This window comes from Tersicoccus solisilvae, assembly GCF_014643255.1.
Classification (GTDB): domain Bacteria; phylum Actinomycetota; class Actinomycetes; order Actinomycetales; family Micrococcaceae; genus Tersicoccus; species Tersicoccus solisilvae.
The window spans coordinates 78,198-100,070 of sequence record NZ_BMJI01000001.1 but is presented as its reverse complement, the minus strand read 5'-3'; the positions used below and the strand labels follow the sequence as shown (position 1 = coordinate 100,070).

Sequence of the window (21,873 nt, the reverse complement as noted above, 5' to 3'; positions counted from 1 at the left end):
GACGAGCCGGCGCGCACCCGAGGGAGGGACGCGATGTCCGGAGGCAGCCGAGAACCCGGGCGCACCGTCACCTCCCGCGTCCTGGCGGTGCTCGAGGCCTTCGAGACCGAGCGGCGTTCCCTCACCCTGACCGAGATCGCCGACCACGCCCAGCTGCCGCTGAGCACGGCGCACCGGCTGGTCGGCGAGCTGACGGACTGGGGCATGCTCAGCCGGAACGCCGCCGGCCGGTACCAGGTGGGGATCCGCCTGTGGGAACTCGCGCAGAACGCAGGCCGTGCCCTGCGGGAGACGGCGCGTCCCTTCCTGCAGGACCTCTACTCCCTGACGGGGGAGACCGCCCACCTGGCGGTGCGCCAGGGTGGTGAGGCGCTCTACATCGACCGCGTCTACGGCACCAAACGGGTCCCCCGCGCCGCTCGCGTGGGCGGCCGACTGCCCCTGCACGCCACCGCCGTCGGCAAGGTGCTGCTCGCCTTCGAGGAGGACTGGGTGCGCGAGGCCTACCTCGCCGGCGACCTCGAGCAGCGGACGGCCCACACGCACGTGCACCCCGGCCGGCTCGCCGACGAACTGGTGCGGATTCGCGCCCAGGGCTACGCGACCACCGCCGGCGAGGTCCGGGAGGGATCGTGCTCCATCGCCGTGCCGGTCTTCCACACCGGCCGGCTCGGCGCCGCGATCGGCGTGGTGATGCCCTCCAACCAGGCGGACACCATGCACCGCTACCTGCCGACACTGCGTGGTGTCTCCGGCCGGCTCGAGCGGGCCACCGCGCACATCCCCCTCGAGACCCTCCTCACGGCCGTGACGCCGGGTGCCGATCGGCCCCGCCGGAGCCGGTGACGAGGCACAGGTGACCTTCCGCTGAGCAGAAGGACGCATGACGGCGGGCGGGGTGATCCGGAGCACACTGGTGGCAGATCCCCGGTCGGCGACGACGCCGCACCCGTTCGCAACACCGCCGCGAAGGAGCAGCACCATGTCAGTGCCCACCCCGAACGCCACCGGGTGCCCGGTGGCCCACGGCGCCGTCGGCCCCGCGCCCGGCGACCACCACGGCTACCAGCCCTTCGCCATGACCGACCCGTTCCCCTCCTATGCCCGGCTGCGCGAGGAGGAGCCGGTGATGTTCGACGAGCGCGTCGGCTACTGGGTGGTCTCCCGCTACGACGACATCAAGGCCGTCTTCGACGACTGGCAGACGTTCTCCAGCGAGAACGCCCAGGCGCCCGTCCGCGAACGCGGCCCCGAGGCGAGCCGGATCATGAAGGAGGGCGGCTTCACCGCCTACTCCGGACTCTCCGCCCGCGTGCCACCGGATCACACCCGCATCCGCGCCATCGTCCAGAAGGCCTTCACCCCGCGGCGCTACAAGGCCCTCGAACCGGCCATCCGTGCCAACGTCGACCGGCTGATCGACCGGATGCTCGCCGATCCGGACCGCCGTGGCGACGTGTTCCGGGACATCGCCTACGAGGTGCCGACCATCACGATCCTCACGTTGATCGGCGAGGACACCGACCGGATCGACGACTACAAGCGCTGGTCCGACTCCCGTGGCGCGATGACCTGGGGCGACCTCACCGACGAGGAGCAGGTGCCGCACGCCCGCAACCTCGTCGAGTACTGGCAGGCCTGCCTCGCCCTGGTGGAGAAGGCGCATCGGGAGGGCGGCGACAACCTCGTCGCCGACCTCGTGCGGGACCAGGACGCCGGGGCCGAGATCACCGACCACGAGATCGCCTCGGTCTGCTACAGCCTGCTGTTCGCGGGCCACGAGACCACCACCACGCTGATCTCCAACACCCTCCGGCTGCTGCTGGCCGACCGGGAGCAGTGGCAGCGCCTGGTGGAGGAGCCCAAGCGGATCCCCGCGGCGATCGACGAGGTGCTCCGGTTCTCCGGCTCGATCGTCGCCTGGCGCCGCAAGGCCCTCGCGGACGCCACCGTGGGCGGCGTCGCGATCCCGGAGGGCGCCGAGCTGCTGCTGCTGATGGGGTCCGCCAACCGCGACGAGTCCCGCTTCGAGGAGCCCGAGCGATTCGACATCGCCCGGCCCAACGCGCGCGAACACCTGTCCTTCGGCTTCGGGATCCACTACTGCCTGGGGAACATGCTCGCCAAACTGCAGGCGAGGATCGTCGTCGAGGAGGTCGCGGCCCACGCGCCGACCCTGACCACCGTCGACGCCGACGCCATCCGTTTCGGGGACAACCTGTCCTTCCGAGCCCCGACGGCCGTGCCCGTCACCTGGGAGAAGTGACCACCATGCGCAGCACCGACTACGTCCAGTTCTTCGACGGCGGCATCGAGCCCCAGTTGTCCCTGCTCGGCGGCAAGGGCGCCTCGCTCGTCACCATGACCGCCGCCGGCATGCCCGTCCCGCCCGGCTTCGTCGTCACCACCGCCCAGTACGACGCGTTCCTCACCGCGGCCGGCATCGCGGCGGAGATCGAGTCGCTCCTGGCCGGGCTCGACGCCGACGACATCGCCCAGGTGGACGCCGTGTCCGCCCGGATCCGGGACCACATCACGTCTCGCCCCGTCCCCGAGCACATCCGCGACCAGACCCGGGACGCCTACACGGATCTGATGGCCCGGTTCGACGCGCCGGTCCCCGTCGCCGTCCGGTCCTCCGCCACCGCCGAGGACCTGCCCGACGCCTCCTTCGCCGGCCAGCAGGACACCTACCTGTGGCTGTCGGGCTTCGACGCCGTCGCGGAGCACATCCGCGCCTGCTGGTCGTCGCTGTACACGAGCCGGGCCATCCTCTACCGGCTCAAGAACGGCATCCCGGACGAGGGACTGTCGATGGCCGTCGTCGTCCAGAAGATGGTCAACTCCCGCGTCTCCGGCGTCGCCATCACCATGGACCCCGCCAACGGCGACCGGTCCAAGATCACCATCGACGCCTCCTGGGGGGTCGGCGAGATGGTGGTGTCCGGGCAGGTCACCCCCGACAACGTCGTCGTCGACAAGGTCACCCTCGCCCTGGTGCGCGAGCACCTCGGCGACAAGCACGCCGAGCTGGTGCCCGACGCCGACGCCGGCGCCCTGGTGGAACGCGACGTGGAGCCGGAGCGGCGCGAGCGCCGCTGCCTGACCGACGCCGAACTCGCCGCCGTCGCGACCCTCGCCAAGCGGGCCGAGAAGCACTACCGCTGCCCGCAGGACGTCGAGTGGGCGCTGGACGCCGACCTGCCCGCGGGGGAGGATCTGCTGCTGCTGCAGGCCCGCCCGGAGACGGTGCACTCGTCGCGCCCCAGGGAGGCGGCGCCCGCGACCGCGAAGCCGGCCACCGGGGGCTTCGACCTCGGGTCCATCACCGCCTCGCTGACCACGGTGCCGCGGCCCCCGGCCTGAGCCCACCGCACTACCCGTTCCCGCTCGTCCCGTTCACCCGTCAGAACCCGCGCGCTCCGGCCGTTCCGGAACGCCGGCAGAGAGGACCCCCGATGGCCATGAAGTCCTTCCCCAAGCCGTCCGAGCTCCCGGTGCCCGCCGGGGCCGAGGGCTGGGAGCGCATCTACCCCTACTATTTGACGTTCCAGCCTCAGCTGCAGGAGGTGGAGGACGCCAAGTTCTGGTTCTGCGACAGCCAGCACTGGCCCACCGTGTTCAAGCCGTTCGAGACGATCGGCGGCGAGTTCGCCGTGAAGTGCCTCGGTCAGTACAACGCCCGGCACCTGATGATCCCCAACGCCAACGGCATCGAGTTCCGCATCCACCTCGGCTACCTCTACATGTCGCCGATCCCGGTGCCCGAGGAGCAGATCGCCGGCCGGGTGCCGCTGTTCACCGAGCGGATCGGCCACTACTTCGCCAACTGGGACTCCCTGCTGACCCAGTGGAAGACGAAGGTCCGCGGCACCATCGACGAGATGGAGGCGCTGACGTTCGAGCCGCTGCCCGACGTCGTGCCGATGGACGACATCGTCTCCGGCAAGGCGATGGACGGCTCCGAGGTGCTGCTGGAGAACTACGACCGGCTGATCCAGCTGGCCTACCAGAACTGGCAGTACCACTTCGAGTTCCTCAACCTCGGGTACATCGCCTACCTGGACTTCTTCAACTTCTGCAAGGAGGTGTTCCCCGACATCCCCGACCAGTCGATCGCCACCATGGTGCAGGGCGTCGACATGGAGCTGTTCAAGCCCGACGACGAGCTCAAGCACCTGGCCACCCTGGCCGTCGAGCTCGGCCTGCAGGACCGGTTCGGCGCGACCGACGACGTCGACGGCACGCTCGCGGGCATCGAGGCGGCGCCGCGTGGCGCGGAGTGGATCGAGCGCTACCGGCAGGCGCAGGACCCGTGGTTCAACTTCACCGTCGGCAACGGCTTCTACGGGCACGACAAGTACTGGAAGGACCACCAGGAGATCCCGCTCGGCTACATCGCCGACTACATCCGCCGTCTCGACGAGGGACAGACGATCGTGCGGCCCACGGAGGAGCTGATCGCCGAGAAGGAGCGGATCGTCGAGGAGTACCGGGAGCTGCTCGACGACGACGTCCGGGACATGTTCGACGCCAAGCGCGGCCTCGCCGCCACCGCCTACCCGTACGTCGAGAACCACAACTTCTACATCGAGCACTGGACGATGGGCGTGTTCTGGCGCAAGGTGCGGGAGCTGTCCCGGATGCTGCAGGCGCAGGGGTTCTGGGACCAGCCGGACGACCTGCTCTACCTGAACCGCAACGAGGTCCGCGACGCGCTGTTCGACCTGGCCACCGGGTGGGGCGTCGGCGCCCCGGGCGGCCCGGTCGGTGGCCTGCACTGGCGGCCGGTCATCGAGGAGCGTCGCTGCATCGTCGACGCCCTCAAGACCGCCCGCCCGGCACCGGCACTGAACACGCCGCCCGCCTCCATCACCGAGCCGTTCACCCGCATGCTGTGGGGCATCACCACGGAGCAGGTGCAGCAGTGGCTCGGCGACGGCGACGACACCGAGGGCGGGCTGCGCGGCATGGCCGCCTCGCCGGGCGTCGTCGAGGGCGTGGCCCGCGTCATCACGGACGCGGACCAGCTCGCCGACGTGCAGCAGGACGAGATCCTCGTCGCCACGGTCACCGCCCCCTCGTGGGGGCCGATCTTCGGGAAGATCAAGGCCACCGTCACCGACATCGGCGGCATGATGAGCCACGCCGCGATCGTCTGCCGCGAGTACGGCCTGCCCGCCGTCACCGGCACCGGCAGCGCCTCGACCACCATCCGCACCGGCCAGCGGCTGCGGGTGGACGGCACCAAGGGCGTCGTCACCGTGCTCGACGCCCCGGAGGTCACCGGCCCCGGCGCGCACTCCCACCATCACGACGCCGCTCCCGACGCCGGAGCGCCGGCCCATGCCTGAGCCGACGACGCCGGCCGGCGACGCCGAGAACGCCGCCACCCCGGCGGCGACCGTCACCGGCGGCACCGAGGGGCGGGGCCGCACGGTCCTGATCACCGGCGCCGCCGGGGGCCTCGGCCGCGCCTTCGCCGCCGGATTCGCCGCTCGCGGGTACCGGGTGGCGGTGGCCGACGTCGACGGCGTCGGCGCCGAACGCACCGCGCAGGCGCTGCGGGAGGGTGGGGCCGACGCCGCCGCGCTGACCGTGGACGTCACCGACGTCGCCTCGACCGAGGCGATGGCCGCCGCGGCCGCGGAATTCGGCGGCGGGACGATCGACGTCCTCGTCAACAACGCGGCGATCTACGCGGCGGTGACCCGCAGCCCCTTCGAGGACGTCGACCCGGCCGAGTGGGACCGAGTCATGGCGGTCAACCTCAAGGGCCCGTGGCTGGTCACCCGCGCCGCCAGCCCGCACCTGCCCGCCGGGGGCCGTGTGGTCAACCTCGCCAGCGCCACCGTCTACAGCGGGTCCGAGCAGTGGGCCCACTACGTGGCCTCCAAGGGCGGCGTCATCTCCCTCACTCGGGTCCTCGCCAAGGAGCTGGGCCGGCGGGAGATCACCGTCAACACCATCGCCCCCGGCTTCACCCTCACCGAGGCCAGCCAGGGCCTGATGGCGGACGCGCAGACCTACGGGGTGGACCGCGGGGCCCTGCGCCGCGCCAGCCAGCCGGAGGACATCGTCGGTGCCGCCCTCTTCCTCGCCGGCCCCGACAGCGCGTTCATCAGCGGGCAGACGCTCGTCGTCGACGGCGGCCGCCAGTTCATCTGACCGATCCTCCGCACCCGATCCTCACGCAAGGAGCAGATCTCATGCCCACCGTTCACTACACCGATGCCGACGGCGCCGTGCGCGACGTGGAAGGCAACGTCGGGGACTCCGTGATGGAGACCGCGGTCCGCAACGGCGTCCCCGGGATCGTCGCCGAGTGCGGCGGCTCCCTCTCCTGCGCCACCTGCCACGTGTTCGTCCGGGAGGACCAGCTCGACGAGCTGCCCGAGATGAGCGACATGGAGGACGAGATGCTCTACGGCACCGCCGTGGACCGCGAGGACAACTCGCGGCTCTCCTGCCAGCTCAAGCTCACCGACGACATGGACCTGTCCGTGACCACACCCGAGACGCAGATCTGACATGGCTGCCGACCCCACCTCCGGGCCCCGTCCCGAGACCGGGATGCTGATCATCGGCGCCAGTCAGGCCGGCGTCCAGCTGGCCGTCTCCCTGCGCGGTGTCGGCTTCGCCGAGCCGATCACCCTGCTCGGCGAGGAGGACCACCGCCCCTACCAGCGGCCCGCCCTGTCCAAGGAGTGGTTGCAGGGCAAGATCGAGAACGAGTCGCTGATCTTCCGGTCCAACGACTACTGGGCCGAGCACGACATCACCCTCGTCAAGGGGGAGCGCATCGACCACGTGGAGCGGGAGGCGGGATCCGGAACCGGCGGCGACGGCGCCGGCGTCGCGGTCGCCGCCTCCGGCGCACGATTCCCGTTCCGCCGGGTCGCCCTGACCGTCGGGGCGAGGGCCCGCCGCCTGGACCTGCCCGGCCACGACCTGTCCGGGGTGCTGTACCTGCGCAATGCCGACGACGCCCTCGCGCTGAAGGCCGCCGCCGGTGACGCGCGCGACGTCGTCGTGATCGGCGGCGGGTTCATCGGCCTGGAGGCCGCGTCCAGCCTGCAGACCATGGGCAAGAACGTCGTCGTGCTCGAGCACGGGCCGCGGCTGGTGGGACGGGCCGTCGGCGAGGAGACCGCCCAGTACTTCCTCGACGCGCACCGGGCGCGGGGCCTCGACATCCGCCTGAACGCCCGCATCACCCGATTCCTCCCGGCGGAGGGCGGCGCGGTTGACGACGCCGGCGCTCCCGTCGGCGGCGTCGAACTGGAGGACGGAACCGTCCTGCCGGCCGACATCGTGCTCCTGGGCGTCGGCGTCGTCCCCAACACCGAGCTCGCCGAGCGGATGGGCCTGGCCGTGGACAACGGCATCGTCGTCGACCGCTTCGCGCGCGCCTCGGACGGGACGACCCTGGCCGTGGGGGACTGCGCGAACCTGCCCAACCCGGTGCCGGGCGCCGAACCCGGGTCCCGGATCCGGCTGGAGAGCGTGAACAACGCGATCGAGCACGCCAAGGTCGCCGCGTACGCGGTGGTCGGCCGCCGGGAGGACTACGCCGGCGTGCCGTGGTTCTGGTCCAACCAGGCCGACCTCAAGCTGCAGATCGCCGGCCTGTCCGTCGGACACGACGCCACCGTGATCCGCCGGGACGACGACAAGGGCCGCTTCACCGTCCTCTACTACCGGGGCGAACAGATCATCGCCGCGGACTGTGTCAACGCGCCCCTGGACTTCATGGCGGTCAAGAACGCGCTCGGCAGGGGCCAGAACATCCCGGCCGGACCCGCCGCCGACCCCGCGGTGCCGCTGAAGACGCTCGCGGTGGACGCCGTGACCGAAGGAGCATCATGACCGACCCGACCACGGCCACCGCCACCACCACGGCGGACGCCTCCACGGCCCCCGACGCCCGCGCCGCGGCCTTCGACCGGGATCACCCGGTCCGGCCCATCCCGGCCGCGGGGCCCGTTGACACGTCGCCGATCACACTCACCCCCGCCGCCGGCGAGGACCTCGACCCCCTGTGGGCCGCCGTCGAACCCCTCACCCGGTCCCGCAGCAACGACGTCCACCTGCCGATCTCGCTGGCCTTCGCCGAGCGGCTGTGCGACGCCTACCCGGCCGCGGACCGCGAGCTCGTGCGCGTCACGATCCTCCTGCACGACGTCGGGTGGGCCCGCGTCGACGAGTCCCGCATCCTCAGCGAGGGGTTCACCGGGGACTGGCGGCGCGCGGGGATCCGCTACGAGCACGAGCGGCAGGGCTGCGAGGTGGCCCGCGAGGTGCTGCCGGGCCTCGGCCACGACGCCGCCTTCGTCGAACGGGTGACCGCCATCATCGACGGGCACGACACGCGGCCCGTCGCCTACTCGCTGGAGGACGCCCTGGTGCGGGACGCGGATCGGCTGTGGCGCTTCGACCACGCCGGCATCGCGCTGGCGTCCGGGTGGTTCTCCCTCGACCCGGCCCGGTACACGGACCGGCTCGCCGAGGAGATCATGCCCGAGCTCATCACCGACGCCGCCCGCCGGATGGCCGAGGCCGACCTGGAGCGCTCCCGGGCGCTGCTGAAGACCGGAGTGCTGCGATGACCGCCACCGTCCCGAGCCGTGCGGGACTCGCCCTGCCCTGGACCCACGTTGACGACGTCTTCGTCGACGGCCGGTTCGTGCCCGCCCACGGCACCCGCCGCAACCCGGTGACGGACCCGGCCACCGGCGAGGAATGGGGCTCGGTGCCCGAGAGTGACGACGTCGACCTGGAGTCGGCGATCACCGCGGCCCGGCGCGCCTTCACGTTCGGGCCGTGGCCCCGGCTCACCGCCGCCGAGCGGGCCCAACACCTGCTGCGCGTCGCGGACGAGATCGAGGCGCGTGCGGAGCTGTTGGCGGCGACCAACACCCGGGAGAACGGGTCGCCGATCACCGAGACCCGAGGGGCGGCCGCCAACGCCGCCGGAATCTTCCGGTACACCGCGTCGCTGGCCCCGTACCTGGACGAACCGGACGTGCGGCCGTTCCCGTACGCACCGGAACGCGAGTCGGTCGTCGACCGGGACCCGGTGGGCGTGTGCGCCCTGATCGCCCCCTGGAACTTCCCGATCAACCTGATGGTGATCAAGCTGGCGCCCGCGCTGCTGGCCGGCTGCACCATGGTGATCAAGCCGGCGTCGCCCACGCCGCTCTCGATCCGATTCGTCGTCGAGGCGATCGCCGCGGCCGGGGTGCCGGCCGGCGTCGTGAACCTGCTGACGGGCTCGGGCCGGTTCGGGGACGCCCTGGTCCGCCACCCCGGCGTGGACAAGGTGGCCTTCACGGGCTCCACGCCGGTGGGCCGGACGATCGCCGGGGCGTGCGGGGAGCTGCTGCGCCCGGTCACCCTCGAGCTGGGCGGCAAGTCCAGCGCGATCGTCCTGGAGGACGCCGACCTCGACGTCTTCGCGGCGGGACTGATCCGCTCCTGCCTGCGCAACACCGGGCAGACCTGCTACATCTCCACCCGCATCCTCGCGCCCGTCTCCCGGTACGAGGAGGTCGTCGAGAGGGCGGCGGCCACGGTCGGCGCCGCCGTCCAGGGCGACCCCCTGGACGAGCGCACCGTCTTCGGGCCGATGGCCACCGCGAGCCAGTACGAGACGGTGCTGGGGTTCGTCCGCGACGGCCTGGCGGAGGGCGCCCGGGCCGTCACCGGCGGGCGCACCGCCGCCGGCCTGCCGGCACCCCTGGACGGCGGCCTGTTCGTCGAGCCGACGATCTTCGCCGACGTCACCCCCGACATGCGGATCGCCCGCGAGGAGATCTTCGGCCCGGTGCTCTCGGTGTTGTCGTACCGGGACGTGGACGAGGCGGTCGCCCTGGCCAACAACACGACGTTCGGGCTCGGCGGGATCGTCTTCGGGCAGGACGAGGACGCCGCCCTCGCCGTGGCGCGACGGATGGACACCGGGTCCGTCGGCGTCAACTTCTTCGCCTCCAACCACGCCGCGCCCTTCGGCGGCCGGCACGACTCGGGCCTCGGCACCGAGTACGGGATCGAGGGACTGAACGCCTACCTGACCTACAAGTCGATCCACCGGCGCCGGGCCACGGGCTGACCGACGTCCCGGCGGGGCGGGTTCAGGCGTCGCCGTCGTCCTCGTCCTCGTCCGTCTCCTCGCTCGTGGTGCCCTTCACGCGGACGCGTTCGACGCCGGCCAGCTCCAGCAGCGGGGGGACGAGGACGGGTACCGGGGCCCGCCCGATGAAGCGGATGTCCATGGAGATCAGCGACCGGTCGCCGGCGTTGCTGCGGGCGCTGCGCTGGATCGAGGAGGCGAAGCCCAGGTCGGTGGCCAGTCCGAGGATGCCGCGCAGCACGCCCTGACCGTCCACGTAGGTGATGCTCAGGACCCGCCGCCGGTCCTCGGTCGGCAGGAGCCGGACCAGCGGCGCGACGACGAACAGCGTGGCCAGGTGCAGCAGGGTGAGCAGGGCCGCGAGCGAGAGCATCCCGGCGCCGCAGGCCATGCCGACGGCCGCCGCGACCCAGATCGACGCCGCCGTCGTCAGACCGCGCACCACGTTGCGGCCCTTGAAGATGACGCCCGCCCCGAGGAAGCCGATGCCGCTGACGATCTGGGCGGCGATGCGCGAGGGGTCCAGGTTGACGTCGCTGCCCAGGACGGCGGTGAACCCCCAGCCGGAGACGAGCGTGAAGGCGCAGGACCCGAGCCCGACGAGCACGTGCGTGCGGTAGCCGGCGGCCTTCTGGTGCACCTGGCGCTCGATCCCGATGAGCGAGGTCAGCACGAAGGTGGCGAGCATCAGCTCCACCTCCAGCAGGCTGGTGCCGGTGATCAGACCGATGGGGCCCTGCATCAGACCGGCTCCTCGTCGGGGTCGTTACCGGTCGTGCAGAACGCCAGCCCCGCCGGGTCGCGCAGGGTCACCCACCCGTCGTCGTCCCGCACGCGCACCGCCCCGAGCCGCTCCAGCCGGGACGCGTCGCGTTCGACGTCGGTGGTGCCGACGTCCAGGTGCGCGCGCACCGGGCCGGTCTCCTCGCCCAGCCGCTGGAACAGCAGCTTGAGTGTCGAGCCGACACCGGGGTGCAGCTTGCCGATCAGGCCCTCGCCGGTCGACGCGGCCCAGCGGCCGGGGATCGCGGCCCGCCAGAACGCGACCTCCGCGTCCGCCGCGTCACGGGGCGCGTCGATGCACAGCTGCACGAGGCGGTCCCGCACGCCGTCGCCGACATCGACGCCGTCGGGCCGGCGACGGGCGTCCGTCCCCGGCACCACGCAGAAGGGCAGGCCGCCGGGGGAGGCCATCACCTGCCAGTCGCCGGCGGGATCCGTGCGGCCGCGGGTGGCCCCGAGGTCGACGAGCCGAGCCACGTCCGCGGACACCTCGGGCGACTCGATGTCCAGGTGCACGCGCGGGCCGCCCTCGTCGATCCGCTGCACGTGCACGTAGGCGTCGCCGGCCGCCGGGACGAGGCTGCGGAACTCGGGATGCCCCGGCCACGGCTCACCCAGGGGCCAGCCGAGCGCGGCCGCCCAGAAGGCGCCTGCGGCGTCGAGCCGGTCCGCGGGGACGTCGAGGAAACAATGCAGCCAGACCATGGCGGCAGCGTACCGCCGGGATCATCGGCCCGCGGCCGAACCGGCGCGGCCCGTCCGGCCACCGCCCACGTCAGCCGTAGGATCGGCACGTCTCTTTCCACCGCTGGGGGTCCTCGTCATGCACGTCCCGTCCGGGCTCGGCCGCGCCCGCCGTGGCGTCGGCTCAGCGACCGTGGCGCTGTCGCCGTCGTCGGGGCCGCCGCGACCCCGCCCGGTCAGGATCCGTCCCTTCGGCGTCGTCGTCACGCTCCTGCTGGCGGGTGCCGTCGCCGGGTGCGCCGATGGCGCGTCGCCGGGACTCGCCCCGCTCGACACCACGTCCACGTCGGCGTCGTCCGCCGCCCGGTCGTCCAGTGCCCCGGCCGGTCACGGCACGGCGACGCTCGGCGGCACCGCGACGCCGGTGACGCCCCGCCCGTCCACGGCGCCCGTGGTCCCCCCACCCGCGACGCCCGCCCCATCCGCCGCCCCGACGACGGCGAAGCCCGCGGCCGGTTCCGCCCGCGCGCTGCTCGCCACCCTGCCGGTCAAGGGCCGCGCTCCGAAGACGGGATACCGCCGGGACCGGTTCGGTCCGGCCTGGTCCGATACCGACCGCAACGGCTGTGACACCCGCAACGACATCCTCGCCGCGCAGCTGACCGGCGTGGCCTACGCGAATGCGGGCCGATGCCGCGTGTCCTCCGGCACGCTCGCCGACCCCTACACCGGTGCCACCGTCGGCTTCGTCCGCGGGCAGGGCACGAGCGAGCTCGTCCAGATCGACCACGTCGTGGCGCTCTCAGACGCCTGGCAGAAGGGTGGGCAGCAGCTCACCGACGCACGGCGGCTCGAGTTCGCCAACGACCCGCTCAACCTGCAGGCCACCACCCGCGCCGCCAACACGCAGAAGGGCGACGGCGACGCGGCGACCTGGCTGCCGGCCGCCAGGGGCTACCGGTGCGCCTACGTGGCCCGGCAGATCACGGTCAAGTCCGTCTATCGGCTCTGGATCACGGCCGCCGAACGAGACGCCGTGGCCCGCGTGCTCGCGGCGTGCCCCGACCAGCCGACGGCGGCGCGGGCGACGGCGGCGCCGTCCGCCCCGGCCCCGGCACCGGCAACTGCACCTCCACCCGCACCGGCGGACCCGGGCTCGGTGTACTACCCCAACTGCTCGGCCGCCCGCGCCGCCGGGGTCGCGCCGCTGCACCGGGGCGAGCCGGGCTACCGGTCCGCCATGGACGGCGACGACGACGGCATCGCCTGCGAGTGAGGCGCTGCCGGTCACTCGGCGTGGTGGGGTCGTCGAGTGGGCGGGTGATGTGGTGGTGCGGGTGGGTGATGTGGTGGTGCGGGTCGGGTGGTGACGTCGTCCGTCCACTCGGCGTGGTGGGGTCGTCGAGTGGGCGGGTGATGTGGTGGTGCGGGTCGGATGGTGACGTCGTCCGTCCACTCGGCGTGATCCGGGCCCGCGACGTGCTCGCCGGCCGGCGACTCGAGGGCGCCGCCCGACCCATCCGTCGCCGTTGTCGGTGCCCGGACGTAGGCTGGTTCCGCGGGACGACCCCGGGAGGTGCAGTATGTCCGACCCGTCGACCACCGCCGTCGAGCGCACCAACGTCACCGGGCTCGTCGTCGCCCTCCTCGTCGCCGTCTTCGCCTTCCAGCTCAACGCGTCGATGCTCTCACCCGCCCTCGCGACCATGGAACGGGAGCTCGACGCCACCACGGCGCAGATCGGGCTGAGCCAGACGGCGTTCTTCACCGCCGCGGCCCTCTTCTCCCTCTTCCTGCCCCGCTGGGGCGACCTGATCGGCCGCCGCCGGGTGCTGTCCCTCATGCTGCTGGTCACAGGCATCGGCTGCGTGGTCTCCGCCCTGGCGCCCAGCGTCGGCGTCCTCTTCGTCGGCCGCATCATCCAGGGCGTGGCGGGGCCGGTGGTGCCGATCTGCCTCATCATGCTGCGCGTGCAGGTACCGGATCAGAAGCGCTACGCCACCCTGCTCGGCGTCCTGACGGCCGTCAACGGCGGCATCGCCGGGGTGGACGCCCTCGCCGGCGGCTGGCTCGCGGGCACCTTCGGGTTCCGGTCGATCTTCTGGGTGATGGCGGTGATCTGCGCGATCGCGGTCGTCGCCGTCCGCGGCGCGACCGTCGAGTCCACCGCCGTCGAGACCCCGCCGATGGACTGGAAGGGCGTGGCGCCGCTCGTCGTCGCGATCGGGTGCGCCCTGGTCGCGTTCAACCAGGCGGGGGACCTCGCGACGGCGAACTGGCTCCTCGTGATCGTGCTGCTCCTCGTCGCGGCCGCCGCGTTCGCCGTGTTCTGGCGCATCGAGGATCGGGCGGAGCACCCCCTGGTCAGCACCCGGTACCTGAAGCAGCGCCGCACGTGGGCCCTGCTCTCGACCACCCTGCTCACGATGACCGGGGTCTTCGCCATCATGAACGGGCTGATCCCCAACCTCGCACAGGATCCCTCGGCCGGCCCCGGCATCCCCGCCGACGTGGTCTCCTGGGTGACCCTGACGCCGTATGCCCTCGCCGGGCTCGTCATCGGGCCGGTCGCCGGCCGCCTGGCCGGCTCCTTCGGCTACAAGCGGGTGCTGCAGATCGGGCTGATCGGCACCGTCGTCGGGGTGGGCGTCGCCGTCGTCACGGCCGCGGCCCCGTCGCCCGGCCTGCTGCTGTTCGTCTCGATCTTCATCGGCATCACCTATGCCGGTGTGTCGAACATCATGCTCAACGGCCTGGGCATCGTCCTCAGCCCGGAGGACAACCCCGGGTACCTGCCCGGTCTGAACGCCGGTGCCTTCAACCTCGGCGCGGGCATCAGCTTCGCCGTCCTGTTCGCCGTCGACACCCTCGTGGCCACCGGTTCGGGGGCCGGGGCCGGCTACACCGCCGGTATCGTGACCGGCGGGATCCTGGTCCTGCTCGCCCTGGCCGTCTCCGTCCTCATCCCCCGCCCGGACCCGTCCGCCGTCGCTGCGCGGATCGAGGGCGCCGGTCCCACTGCCCACTGAGCCGTTCACCCGCGACGAGAGGACACGCCGTATGGCCCGCACGATCATCCTGGACTGCGACCCCGGGCACGACGACGCCGTGGCCATGATCCTCGCGCTCGGTGACCCGCGCATCGACCTGCTCGGCATCACCACCATCGGCGGCAACCAGACCCTCGCGAAGGTCACCCGCAACGCCCAGAGCATGTTGGCCGTCTGCGGACGCGAGGACGTGCCGGTGTACGCCGGTTGCGTGCGCCCCCTGGTCCGGGCGCTCGAGGTCGCCCCGGGCATCCACGGGGAGTCCGGGCTCGACGGCGTCGAGCTGCCCGTGCCGACCGTCGCCGTGCAGGAGCAGCACGCGGTCGACTTCATCATCGAGACCGTGATGTCCCGCGATCCCGGCACGGTCACGCTCGTCCCCACGGGGCCCCTGACCAACATCGCGATGGCGGTGCGGAAGGAGCCCCGCATCGCCGAGCGGGTCCAGGAGGTCGTGCTGATGGGCGGCGGGTACCACACCGGGAACTGGAGCGCCGTCGCCGAGTTCAACATCATCGTCGACCCCGAGGCCGCCCACATCGTGGTCAACGAGCCGTGGCCGCTCACGATGGTCGGCCTCGACCTGACCCACCAGGCGCTCGTCACCGCCGACGTCGAGGAGCGGATCCGCGCGATCGGTTCGGACTGCGCCGACGTGGTGCTCGGCCTGATGGCGTTCTTCCGGCAGGCCTACCGCGACAACCAGGGCTTCGACGACCCGCCCGTGCACGACCCGTGCACCGTCGCCTACCTCATCGACCCCGACGTGATGACGACCCGGAAGGTGCCGCTGGACGTCGAGCTGCGCGGTGAACTCACCGTGGGCATGACCGTGGCCGACTTCCGTGCCCCCGCGCCGGCCGACTGCACCACGCAGGTGGCCGTGGACCTGGACCGGGAGCGGTTCTGGACCCTGGTCGTCGACGCCATCGCGGCCGTCTCCCGGCCGACCCCCACCCCCTCCACCCTGGGAGCAACCCGATGAATGCCACCCCGAGTCCTGCCGGAACGCCCGCCGATGCCGCCGCCGACGATCGCGCCGTGATCGCCGTGGTCGGCTCCATCAACGCCGACCTGTTCGTCCGCGTCGACCGCCACCCGAACCCCGGGGAGACCGTCCTCGGGACCGGCGGATCCGTCTCCTCCGGCGGCAAGGGCGCGAACCAGGCCGTGGCCGCGGCCCGGCTCGGCGCCGCCGTCCGCCTCGTCGGCGCCGTCGGGCGTGACAGCCTCGCGGAGCAGGCGCTCGCCCTGCTCGACGACGCCGGCGTCGACCTGAGCACGGTCGCCGCGGTGGAGGGGCCCACCGGCCTGGCCGTCGTCGAGGTCGACCGCGCCGGGGAGAACAGCATCGTCGTCGTTCCCGGCGCCAACGCGGCGGTCGACGCCGCGATGGTCGACGCCGCCGCCGACGTCGTCCGGTCCGCCGCGATCGTCGTGATTCAGGGCGAGATCCCCCTGGACGGCATCGAACGCGCCGCCCGGCTGTGCACCGGCCGGCTGATCTTCAACACCGCGCCGGTGCCTGAGGACGTCGACCTCGACATCGTGCGCGCGGCCGATCCGCTCGTCGTCAACGAGCACGAGGGTGTGCAGCTGCTGGACCAGCTCGACCCGCCCAGCGGTGCGCCCGGCGACCGCGGCCACCGGGACCTCGAGGCGGCGCAGGTCGTGCAGCGGCTCCGGGACACCGGGGTGCGGTCCGTGGTGATGACGCTCGGCGGCGCCGGCGCCCTGGTGACCCAGGCGGACACCATCGTCCCCGTGCTGGCACCGACGATCGACGCGGTCGACACCACCGGGGCGGGCGACGCGTTCGTCGGCGCCCTGGCCATGGGGCTGGCTCGCGGGGACGACCTGCTCGACGCCGCCCGGGTGGCGGCCCGCGTCGGGGCGTTCGCCTGCCGGGCGGCCGGAGCCCAGCCCTCCTACCCGTGGGCCGCGGACACGCTCCCGGACGTCTGACCCGCGGATCGCAGTAGGGTCGGGACACCGACCGTTCCCGGATCCGAAAGGGCACCATGAACCCCTCCTCCGCCGATCTGACCGCGTCCCTGCTCGACGACGCACGGGCGCTGCATCCCGACATCACCGACCTGCGCCACCGCCTGCACCGGGAACCGGAGGTCGGGCTGGAGCTGCCACGCACGCAGGAGAAGGTGCTCGGCTGGCTGGACGGTCTGGGCTACGAGGTCAGCACCGGCACCGACACCACCTCGGTCACGGCGGTGCTGCGCGGTCAGGGCTCCGCCGACGCCGGCTCGTCGAACCGGCCGGTGGTGCTGTTGCGCGGCGACATGGACGCCCTGCCCGTGCAGGAGGAGACCGGCCAGCCCTTCACCTCCGCGGCCGCAGGCGTGATGCACGCCTGCGGCCACGACCTGCACACCGCGATGCTCGCCGGCGCCGCGACCCTGCTCGCCGCCCGCCGCGACCGCCTCGCCGGCGACGTCGTGCTCATGTTCCAGCCGGGGGAGGAGGGGTTCGACGGGGCCGGCGTGATGCTGCGCGAGGGCGTGCTCGACGCCGCCGGCCGCCGGCCCGATGCCGCGTTCGGGATGCACGTGGCCAGCGCACTCGCCCCGACCGGCGTCGTGTTCTCCCGGCCCGGCACCATGATGAGCGGGTCCGCCGGGCTGGACGTCACCGTGCACGGCGTCGGTGGCCACGGCTCGATGCCGTTCAAGGCGAAGGATCCCGTGACGGCGGCCGCGGAGATCGTCACCGCACTGCAGACCCTGGTGACGCGCCGGTTCGACGTGTTCGACCCCGTGGTGATCACCGTCGGCTCGCTGCACGCCGGCACGAAGCGGAACATCATCCCGGACGACGCGCGGATCGAGGCGACGCTGCGGTCCTTCTCCGACGACGCCCGAGCCCGGCTCGCCGAGATCGTGCCGCGCCTCGTGCGCGGCATCGCCGAGGCGCACGGACTGTCCGCGACCGTCGAGTACCACGACGAGTACCCGGTGACGGTCAACGACCCCGCCGAGGCCGACTTCGCGCGCGGCGTCGTCACGGAACTGCTCGGCGACCGCCGCTATGCCGCCATGCCGCACCCGCTCGCCGGCTCCGAGGACTTCTCTCGTGTCCTCGCCGCGGTCCCCGGGGCGTTCCTGTTCCTCTCGGCGGTGCCCGAGGGCGTCGATCACGAGACGGCCGCGTTCAACCACTCGCCACGGGCCACCTTCGACGACGCCGTGCTCGCCGACGGGGCGGCGCTCTACGCACGGTTGGCCATCGACCGGATCGCCGCCGGCACCCGCTGAGGCCTCAGCGCACGCGTGAGTCAGCGGGTTGTGCCCGAACACGCTGCTCGAAGAGCCCGTCCTTCGGGCGAGACCCGCTGACTCAGCGGGAGACGCGCTGGGCGAGGGCGGCGACCCAGGCAGCGCCGATGTCCAGGGCGGCGACCGCGAGCATCGCGGCGGGGCGGTGGGTGCCGACGCCGTGACCGTGGAGCTCGGCGACGCCGGCCCCCGCACCGGCATGGTGGCCGGCGAGGGGGCCCAGCGCCAGGGCGACGTGGAGGACCGCCATCGCCAGGCTCATTCCGATCACGGCGCCGAGCGCTCGGCGGTCCGGCCTGCGCCACACCTTCACGGCGCACTCGGCACACGCGGCGGTCATCACGGCGAGGACCACGCCGACGCCGACGTCGTGCCCGTGCGTCGCCAGCAGCGCGACGTGGGCGGGGACGCCGAGCGCCACCAGCGCAGCGGCACCACGCCGGACGACGACGGCCCGGAGGACCTCCACACGCCGCGCGGGCGTGACGGACGCCGCCGAGCTCACCGCCAGGACCCGCCGCCGGGCCGGGAAGAGCGAGAGCGTCACCGGTGGCAGTGGCCGTCGGACGACGGCGCCGGCACGTCCAGCACCGGCGACCGGTCGAAGAACCCCTCGGGCCGGAGCGTGAACCCGACGGTGTCCACCGGCATGATCGGCCAGTCCTCGACCCGCGGGAAGTGGGTCAGCCCGAACGTGTGCCAGACGACGACGTCCTGGGTGTCGATGTCCCGGTCGGCCTCGATCCACGTCGGGATGCCGCCCCCGCCGGCGTGCTGGTTGACGAAGTCGCCCGTGGGGTAGTGCTCGTCCTCGTCGTACCGGGTCACCCACAGCGCTTTCGTCGTGAAGGCGGCACGCTTGCTGATGGAGGACCCGTCGTCGGCCAGCAGCGTCGGGTTGCCCTCGGCGTGCAGCTTGTAGCCGACCGGCTCGCCGAGCCGGTTGCGGGACTGCGGGTTGGTGATCACCCAGGACCGGCCGACGCCGGGCGCCGCGTCCCGGCCGGCCTCGGACTCGCGAGCCAGCACGGTGCGCTTCCGGGTGAAGGCGTTGCCGCGCAGGTTGTCCGGCCCGGTGGGCACGCGGACGGCATCCTCCTCGAGCACCTGGCTCGGCCCGTCGTCGAGCGCGAAGTCCAGCCGCGCCCCGAACAGGTGCTGGTGGAACGGCGCGCCCAGGCCCGGCGCCAGCTCGGACGCGTAGGGGTAGCCCTCACCCGGGTAGGCGCTGGTGAAGACGACACCGGTGGCCTTCGCCTCGAACTCGATGGTGCCGTCCAGGTAGAGGTACCAGTAGAAGCCGTAGTCGTAGTTGCCGACCGTGGTGAAGAAGGAGATGACGAGCCGCCGGTTGCGCCGCGTGTAGGCGATGCCGCTCCACAGGTCGGTGTGCTTGGCGAGGATCGAGGCGTCCTCCTCGTGCAGGCAGATGCCGTTGCGGATCTCGCGGGGCTGCCCGTCGGCGCCGGCGACCACCGGGGAGAGGTAGTGGATCTCGCCGAGGCAGTCGCAGCCGAGCTCGAGCGAGTTGGCGAACTGTCCGACGAGGTACTCGCCGGTGTCGAAGTAGTTCTGCCACGAGCGGGTGGGCGCCGGGTCGCCGTAGGGGACCACCATCTCGGCGATGGACGCCCGCCGCAGGATCGACCGGACCCGGTCCCCGTCCTGGAAGCCGATGTTGTGCAGGACGATGCCCTCGCGCACGTCGAACCCGATGTCCAGGCTCCACTTCTCCCACTCGACGTGGTTGCCGTCGGTGACCGTGAAGCTCGGCCCCTCGGGCTGGGTGATCTCGATGGGCTTCTGCGTGGTGCGCACGGGACCGGTCAGCTCCGGGTCGGTGTAGTTGCCGTGCTCGGCGGGGATCGGCACGGCGCCGAAGTCGAGCACCGCGTCGACGGTCTTCGCGGCGACGTCGACGTAGGCGACGAGGCCGTCGACCGGGTGCGCCCAGGCGGAGTCCTGCTCGTGCTCCTGGACGAACGCGAGGCCGCGCAGGATGCGCCGGCCCTTCTCCTCCGGGTACTCGAAGACGCCGGCCGAGAGGGGCGCGACCCGGACCTGCGCGACGTCGAGGTCCCGCTTCGCCAGGGCGGCCAGCCAGTCCGGGTGGGTGGCGAGGATCTGTTCGACCACCTCGAACTCCTCCTCGAGCACGGGCAGCTCGCCGGTGACGGCGGTGTCCAGCTCGACGACGTCGTCGATGGTCCCGCGGGTGGTCGAGAGGCGCACGTCCTTCGGTCGGGCCCCGGCGGTATCGAGCAGGAACACGCGGAACCGGCGGTCGGGAGTCGTTGCCGCGGTGCCGCGTGCGGGGTCGATGAGGCCGAGGTAGGCGACGCGTGCGGTGTCGGGCAGGTGGCCGGCGTCGGCGAGGATCTCGCGGGCGCGCGCGATCTCCTCGGCGCTGATCAGCCGGTACTGCCCGCCGGTGGCAGGTGCGGTGTCCGGTCGGCGCGGGGCGGTGGCGTGCTGGCGGGTCTCGGTCATGGGAGGGCCTTCGTCGGGAGGGAGCGGTGGGTGTGATCCACGCCGCATCTTTTTTCTATGGTTGTAGAGAATAAGCGGGTGTCCCGGGGTGCGCAAGGGGTCGCGTAGATTCGACGGGACCGGCGAACAGCACGGAGGAGGGGCCGATGCCCAAGGTCGTCGACCACGACGCCCGGCGCACGCACCTGGTCGAGGCGACCTGGCGGATCATCGCCCGGCGCGGCCTCGAGGGCGCCACGCTGCGCGAGGTCGCCACCGCGGCCGGCTTCGCGAACGGCGCTCTCAAGCCGTACTTCCCGACCAAGTCCCACCTCATCGAGGCCACCTATCGGTACGTGTTCGCCCGCACGAATGAGCGGGTGGCTGCCGCCACCGCGGGACTGGACGGGCTCGCGGCCCTGCGCGCGTTCGCCCTCGAGGTCCTGCCGCTGGACGACGAGCGGCTCGACGAGGCGCGCGTCGTCATCCCGTTCTGGCAGAGCGCCGTGCACGATCCGGCGCAGGCCCGGCTCAACGCCGAGGCCATGGAACAGTGGCGGGACTGGATCGCCGCCTGGCTGACCACGGCCCGTGCCGGCAGCCACGACGCCGTGCGCGACGGGGCCACGCAAGCGGAAGCCCTGCTCAACTTCCTCCTCGGCGCCCAGATCAGCGCCGTCCTGGGCAGTGGCCACAATGCGCCGACCGAGCTGAGCGCCCAGCTGGACGCTCTCCTGGACGCGGTGGTCGACGCCGGCTGACCCTCTGGCACCTCGGCATCGCGAGGAGGAGGATGAGCCGGTGACCGCCATCCACGCCGTCATCATGGACCTCCTGCTCCCCTCGGGTGTCCTCGGGCCGGAGCCGATGTCGCTGGACGTGCGCGCCTTCCTGGTGCCGCACGCGACGGGCGTCGTGCTCGTCGACACCGGCATCGACGCCGCGGGCGTGGCGCTCGACGACGCGCTCCGCGCGATCGACGCCGACTGGTCCGACGTCTCGGATGTCGCGATCACCCACGCGCACCCGGACCACGTCGGCGCCCTGGACCACGTGCGCTCGGCCGCTTCCCATGCCACCGTCCGGGCCCACCCGGCCGAGGGTCTCGCGGGCGTCATCCCGTTGACGGACCAGCAGACCGTCGGTCCCCTGCGCGTGGTGGCGACCCCGGGCCACACGTTCGGCCACGTCAGCTATCTGCACGAGGAGGAGAACGCCCTCCTGGTGGGAGACGCACTTGCCGGTGTCGGGGGACGGCTGGGGCGTTCACCGCGTCCCTTCACCACCCACCCGGAGCGCGCGGAGCAGACGCTGCACGAGTTGCGACGCCTCCGGGGGAGCCGGCTGCTCTTCGCGCACGGCCCCGAGCTGAGCGATCCCTGGGCCGAGCTGGACGCCCTGCTCGGCACCTGAAAGCGGGATTCTTCGACGACCGGAGAAAATCCGTGACAGGCGTCACGGCGAC

Annotated in this window: 20 protein-coding genes; 16 read left to right on the top strand and 4 right to left on the bottom strand. The window is 72.6% G+C overall.

The genetic code is table 11. From position 1 onward, the window contains the following. Positions 1-33: 33 nt before the first annotated feature. The 9 genes from IEX22_RS00460 (at position 34) to IEX22_RS00420 (ending at position 10,111) form a co-directional block, all read left to right on the top strand. On the top strand, positions 34-846 hold the full coding sequence (locus tag IEX22_RS00460; RefSeq protein ID WP_188664678.1) for an IclR family transcriptional regulator: 813 nt from the start codon (positions 34-36) through the stop codon (positions 844-846). 136 nt (positions 847-982) lie between these two features. Further along, positions 983-2,266 carry a cytochrome P450 gene (locus IEX22_RS00455; protein ID WP_188664676.1) on the top strand — a complete coding sequence of 428 codons (1,284 nt, stop codon included), beginning with the start codon at positions 983-985 and terminating at the stop codon, positions 2,264-2,266. Positions 2,267-2,271: 5 nt separating this feature from the next. Further along, entirely contained in the window at positions 2,272-3,366 is a 1,095-nt protein-coding gene (locus tag IEX22_RS00450; protein WP_188664673.1) for a PEP/pyruvate-binding domain-containing protein, read from the top strand. A gap of 92 nt (positions 3,367-3,458) precedes the next feature. Then, positions 3,459-5,354, top strand: coding sequence for a PEP-utilizing enzyme (locus IEX22_RS00445; RefSeq protein ID WP_188664670.1), 1,896 nt, complete (start codon positions 3,459-3,461; stop codon positions 5,352-5,354). Then, positions 5,347-6,168: an SDR family NAD(P)-dependent oxidoreductase gene (locus IEX22_RS00440; protein ID WP_188664668.1), complete on the top strand. Its 822-nt coding sequence runs from the start codon at positions 5,347-5,349 to the stop codon at positions 6,166-6,168. The genes IEX22_RS00445 and IEX22_RS00440 overlap by 8 nt, the downstream gene beginning before the upstream one ends. A 41-nt stretch (positions 6,169-6,209) precedes the next feature. Next, a complete protein-coding gene (locus tag IEX22_RS00435; RefSeq protein WP_188664665.1) occupies positions 6,210-6,530 on the top strand; it encodes a 2Fe-2S iron-sulfur cluster-binding protein in 321 nt (106 codons plus the stop codon). A gap of 1 nt (position 6,531) precedes the next feature. Further along, the gene (locus IEX22_RS00430; protein WP_188664663.1) at positions 6,532-7,869 is read left to right on the top strand and encodes an NAD(P)/FAD-dependent oxidoreductase; all 1,338 of its coding nucleotides are present in this window, start codon (positions 6,532-6,534) and stop codon (positions 7,867-7,869) included. After that, entirely contained in the window at positions 7,866-8,609 is a 744-nt protein-coding gene (locus tag IEX22_RS00425; protein WP_188664661.1) for an HD domain-containing protein, read from the top strand. Before IEX22_RS00430 ends, IEX22_RS00425 begins: the two co-directional genes overlap by 4 nt. Continuing rightward, a complete protein-coding gene (locus IEX22_RS00420) occupies positions 8,606-10,111 on the top strand; it encodes an aldehyde dehydrogenase family protein (RefSeq protein WP_188664659.1) in 1,506 nt (501 codons plus the stop codon). The genes IEX22_RS00425 and IEX22_RS00420 overlap by 4 nt, the downstream gene beginning before the upstream one ends. Before the next feature lie 22 nt (positions 10,112-10,133). Here the strand turns inward: IEX22_RS00420 and IEX22_RS00415 are convergent, their stop codons facing one another. Both IEX22_RS00415 and IEX22_RS00410 read right to left on the bottom strand, forming a co-directional pair. Next, positions 10,134-10,874 (bottom strand): MgtC/SapB family protein, encoded by a 741-nt coding sequence (locus IEX22_RS00415; protein WP_188664657.1) that lies wholly within the window; start codon positions 10,872-10,874, stop codon positions 10,134-10,136. Then, positions 10,874-11,620: a VOC family protein gene (locus IEX22_RS00410; protein WP_188664655.1), complete on the bottom strand. Its 747-nt coding sequence runs from the start codon at positions 11,618-11,620 to the stop codon at positions 10,874-10,876. The genes IEX22_RS00415 and IEX22_RS00410 overlap by 1 nt, the downstream gene beginning before the upstream one ends. 118 nt (positions 11,621-11,738) lie before the next feature. Here IEX22_RS00410 and IEX22_RS00405 point away from each other — a divergent pair, with 118 nt between their 5' ends. The 5 genes from IEX22_RS00405 to IEX22_RS00385 all read left to right on the top strand — a co-directional run bounded on the left by IEX22_RS00405 (position 11,739) and on the right by IEX22_RS00385 (position 17,918). After that, positions 11,739-12,875 (top strand): excalibur calcium-binding domain-containing protein, encoded by a 1,137-nt coding sequence (locus tag IEX22_RS00405; protein WP_188664653.1) that lies wholly within the window; start codon positions 11,739-11,741, stop codon positions 12,873-12,875. 307 nt (positions 12,876-13,182) lie between these two features. Then, positions 13,183-14,628, top strand: coding sequence for a uridine transporter UriT (uriT, locus tag IEX22_RS00400; RefSeq protein WP_188664650.1), 1,446 nt, complete (start codon positions 13,183-13,185; stop codon positions 14,626-14,628). A gap of 31 nt (positions 14,629-14,659) precedes the next feature. After that, on the top strand, positions 14,660-15,634 hold the full coding sequence (gene uriH / locus IEX22_RS00395; RefSeq protein ID WP_188664646.1) for a uridine-preferring nucleoside hydrolase UriH: 975 nt from the start codon (positions 14,660-14,662) through the stop codon (positions 15,632-15,634). After that, on the top strand, positions 15,631-16,614 hold the full coding sequence (locus IEX22_RS00390) for a ribokinase (RefSeq protein ID WP_188664643.1): 984 nt from the start codon (positions 15,631-15,633) through the stop codon (positions 16,612-16,614). The genes uriH and IEX22_RS00390 overlap by 4 nt, the downstream gene beginning before the upstream one ends. Before the next feature lie 56 nt (positions 16,615-16,670). Beyond that, the gene (locus IEX22_RS00385) at positions 16,671-17,918 is read left to right on the top strand and encodes a M20 metallopeptidase family protein (RefSeq protein ID WP_188664640.1); all 1,248 of its coding nucleotides are present in this window, start codon (positions 16,671-16,673) and stop codon (positions 17,916-17,918) included. 82 nt (positions 17,919-18,000) lie between these two features. Here IEX22_RS00385 and IEX22_RS00380 read toward each other — a convergent pair whose 3' ends face one another. Both IEX22_RS00380 and IEX22_RS00375 read right to left on the bottom strand, forming a co-directional pair. Further along, positions 18,001-18,486 carry a hypothetical protein gene (locus IEX22_RS00380; RefSeq protein WP_188664637.1) on the bottom strand — a complete coding sequence of 162 codons (486 nt, stop codon included), beginning with the start codon at positions 18,484-18,486 and terminating at the stop codon, positions 18,001-18,003. Then, complete coding sequence (locus IEX22_RS00375) at positions 18,483-20,429, bottom strand: primary-amine oxidase (RefSeq protein WP_188664634.1); 1,947 nt, start codon at positions 20,427-20,429, stop codon at positions 18,483-18,485. The genes IEX22_RS00380 and IEX22_RS00375 overlap by 4 nt, the downstream gene beginning before the upstream one ends. 146 nt (positions 20,430-20,575) lie before the next feature. Between IEX22_RS00375 and IEX22_RS00370 the strand changes: the two genes are divergently transcribed. Together IEX22_RS00370 and IEX22_RS00365 are read left to right on the top strand one after the other, a co-directional pair. Further along, a complete protein-coding gene (locus IEX22_RS00370; RefSeq protein WP_188664632.1) occupies positions 20,576-21,169 on the top strand; it encodes a TetR/AcrR family transcriptional regulator in 594 nt (197 codons plus the stop codon). 40 nt (positions 21,170-21,209) lie between these two features. Further along, complete coding sequence (locus tag IEX22_RS00365; RefSeq protein ID WP_188664629.1) at positions 21,210-21,821, top strand: MBL fold metallo-hydrolase; 612 nt, start codon at positions 21,210-21,212, stop codon at positions 21,819-21,821. The last annotated feature ends 52 nt before the right edge of the window (positions 21,822-21,873 follow it).

What these genes read in the sequence shown, in the direction of transcription:
- IEX22_RS00460 (WP_188664678.1), top strand. Translation starts at nt 34, where the DNA reads ATGTCCGGAGGCAGCCGAGAACCCGGGCGCACCGTCACCTCCCGCGTC.
- IEX22_RS00455 (WP_188664676.1), top strand. Translation starts at nt 983, where the DNA reads ATGTCAGTGCCCACCCCGAACGCCACCGGGTGCCCGGTGGCCCACGGC.
- IEX22_RS00450 (WP_188664673.1), top strand. Translation starts at nt 2,272, where the DNA reads ATGCGCAGCACCGACTACGTCCAGTTCTTCGACGGCGGCATCGAGCCC.
- IEX22_RS00445 (WP_188664670.1), top strand. Translation starts at nt 3,459, where the DNA reads ATGGCCATGAAGTCCTTCCCCAAGCCGTCCGAGCTCCCGGTGCCCGCC.
- IEX22_RS00440 (WP_188664668.1), top strand. Translation starts at nt 5,347, where the DNA reads ATGCCTGAGCCGACGACGCCGGCCGGCGACGCCGAGAACGCCGCCACC.
- IEX22_RS00435 (WP_188664665.1), top strand. Translation starts at nt 6,210, where the DNA reads ATGCCCACCGTTCACTACACCGATGCCGACGGCGCCGTGCGCGACGTG.
- IEX22_RS00430 (WP_188664663.1), top strand. Translation starts at nt 6,532, where the DNA reads ATGGCTGCCGACCCCACCTCCGGGCCCCGTCCCGAGACCGGGATGCTG.
- IEX22_RS00425 (WP_188664661.1), top strand. Translation starts at nt 7,866, where the DNA reads ATGACCGACCCGACCACGGCCACCGCCACCACCACGGCGGACGCCTCC.
- IEX22_RS00420 (WP_188664659.1), top strand. Translation starts at nt 8,606, where the DNA reads ATGACCGCCACCGTCCCGAGCCGTGCGGGACTCGCCCTGCCCTGGACC.
- IEX22_RS00415 (WP_188664657.1), bottom strand. Translation starts at nt 10,874, where the DNA reads ATGCAGGGCCCCATCGGTCTGATCACCGGCACCAGCCTGCTGGAGGTG.
- IEX22_RS00410 (WP_188664655.1), bottom strand. Translation starts at nt 11,620, where the DNA reads ATGGTCTGGCTGCATTGTTTCCTCGACGTCCCCGCGGACCGGCTCGAC.
- IEX22_RS00405 (WP_188664653.1), top strand. Translation starts at nt 11,739, where the DNA reads ATGCACGTCCCGTCCGGGCTCGGCCGCGCCCGCCGTGGCGTCGGCTCA.
- uriT (WP_188664650.1), top strand. Translation starts at nt 13,183, where the DNA reads ATGTCCGACCCGTCGACCACCGCCGTCGAGCGCACCAACGTCACCGGG.
- uriH (WP_188664646.1), top strand. Translation starts at nt 14,660, where the DNA reads ATGGCCCGCACGATCATCCTGGACTGCGACCCCGGGCACGACGACGCC.
- IEX22_RS00390 (WP_188664643.1), top strand. Translation starts at nt 15,631, where the DNA reads ATGAATGCCACCCCGAGTCCTGCCGGAACGCCCGCCGATGCCGCCGCC.
- IEX22_RS00385 (WP_188664640.1), top strand. Translation starts at nt 16,671, where the DNA reads ATGAACCCCTCCTCCGCCGATCTGACCGCGTCCCTGCTCGACGACGCA.
- IEX22_RS00375 (WP_188664634.1), bottom strand. Translation starts at nt 20,429, where the DNA reads ATGACCGAGACCCGCCAGCACGCCACCGCCCCGCGCCGACCGGACACC.
- IEX22_RS00370 (WP_188664632.1), top strand. Translation starts at nt 20,576, where the DNA reads ATGCCCAAGGTCGTCGACCACGACGCCCGGCGCACGCACCTGGTCGAG.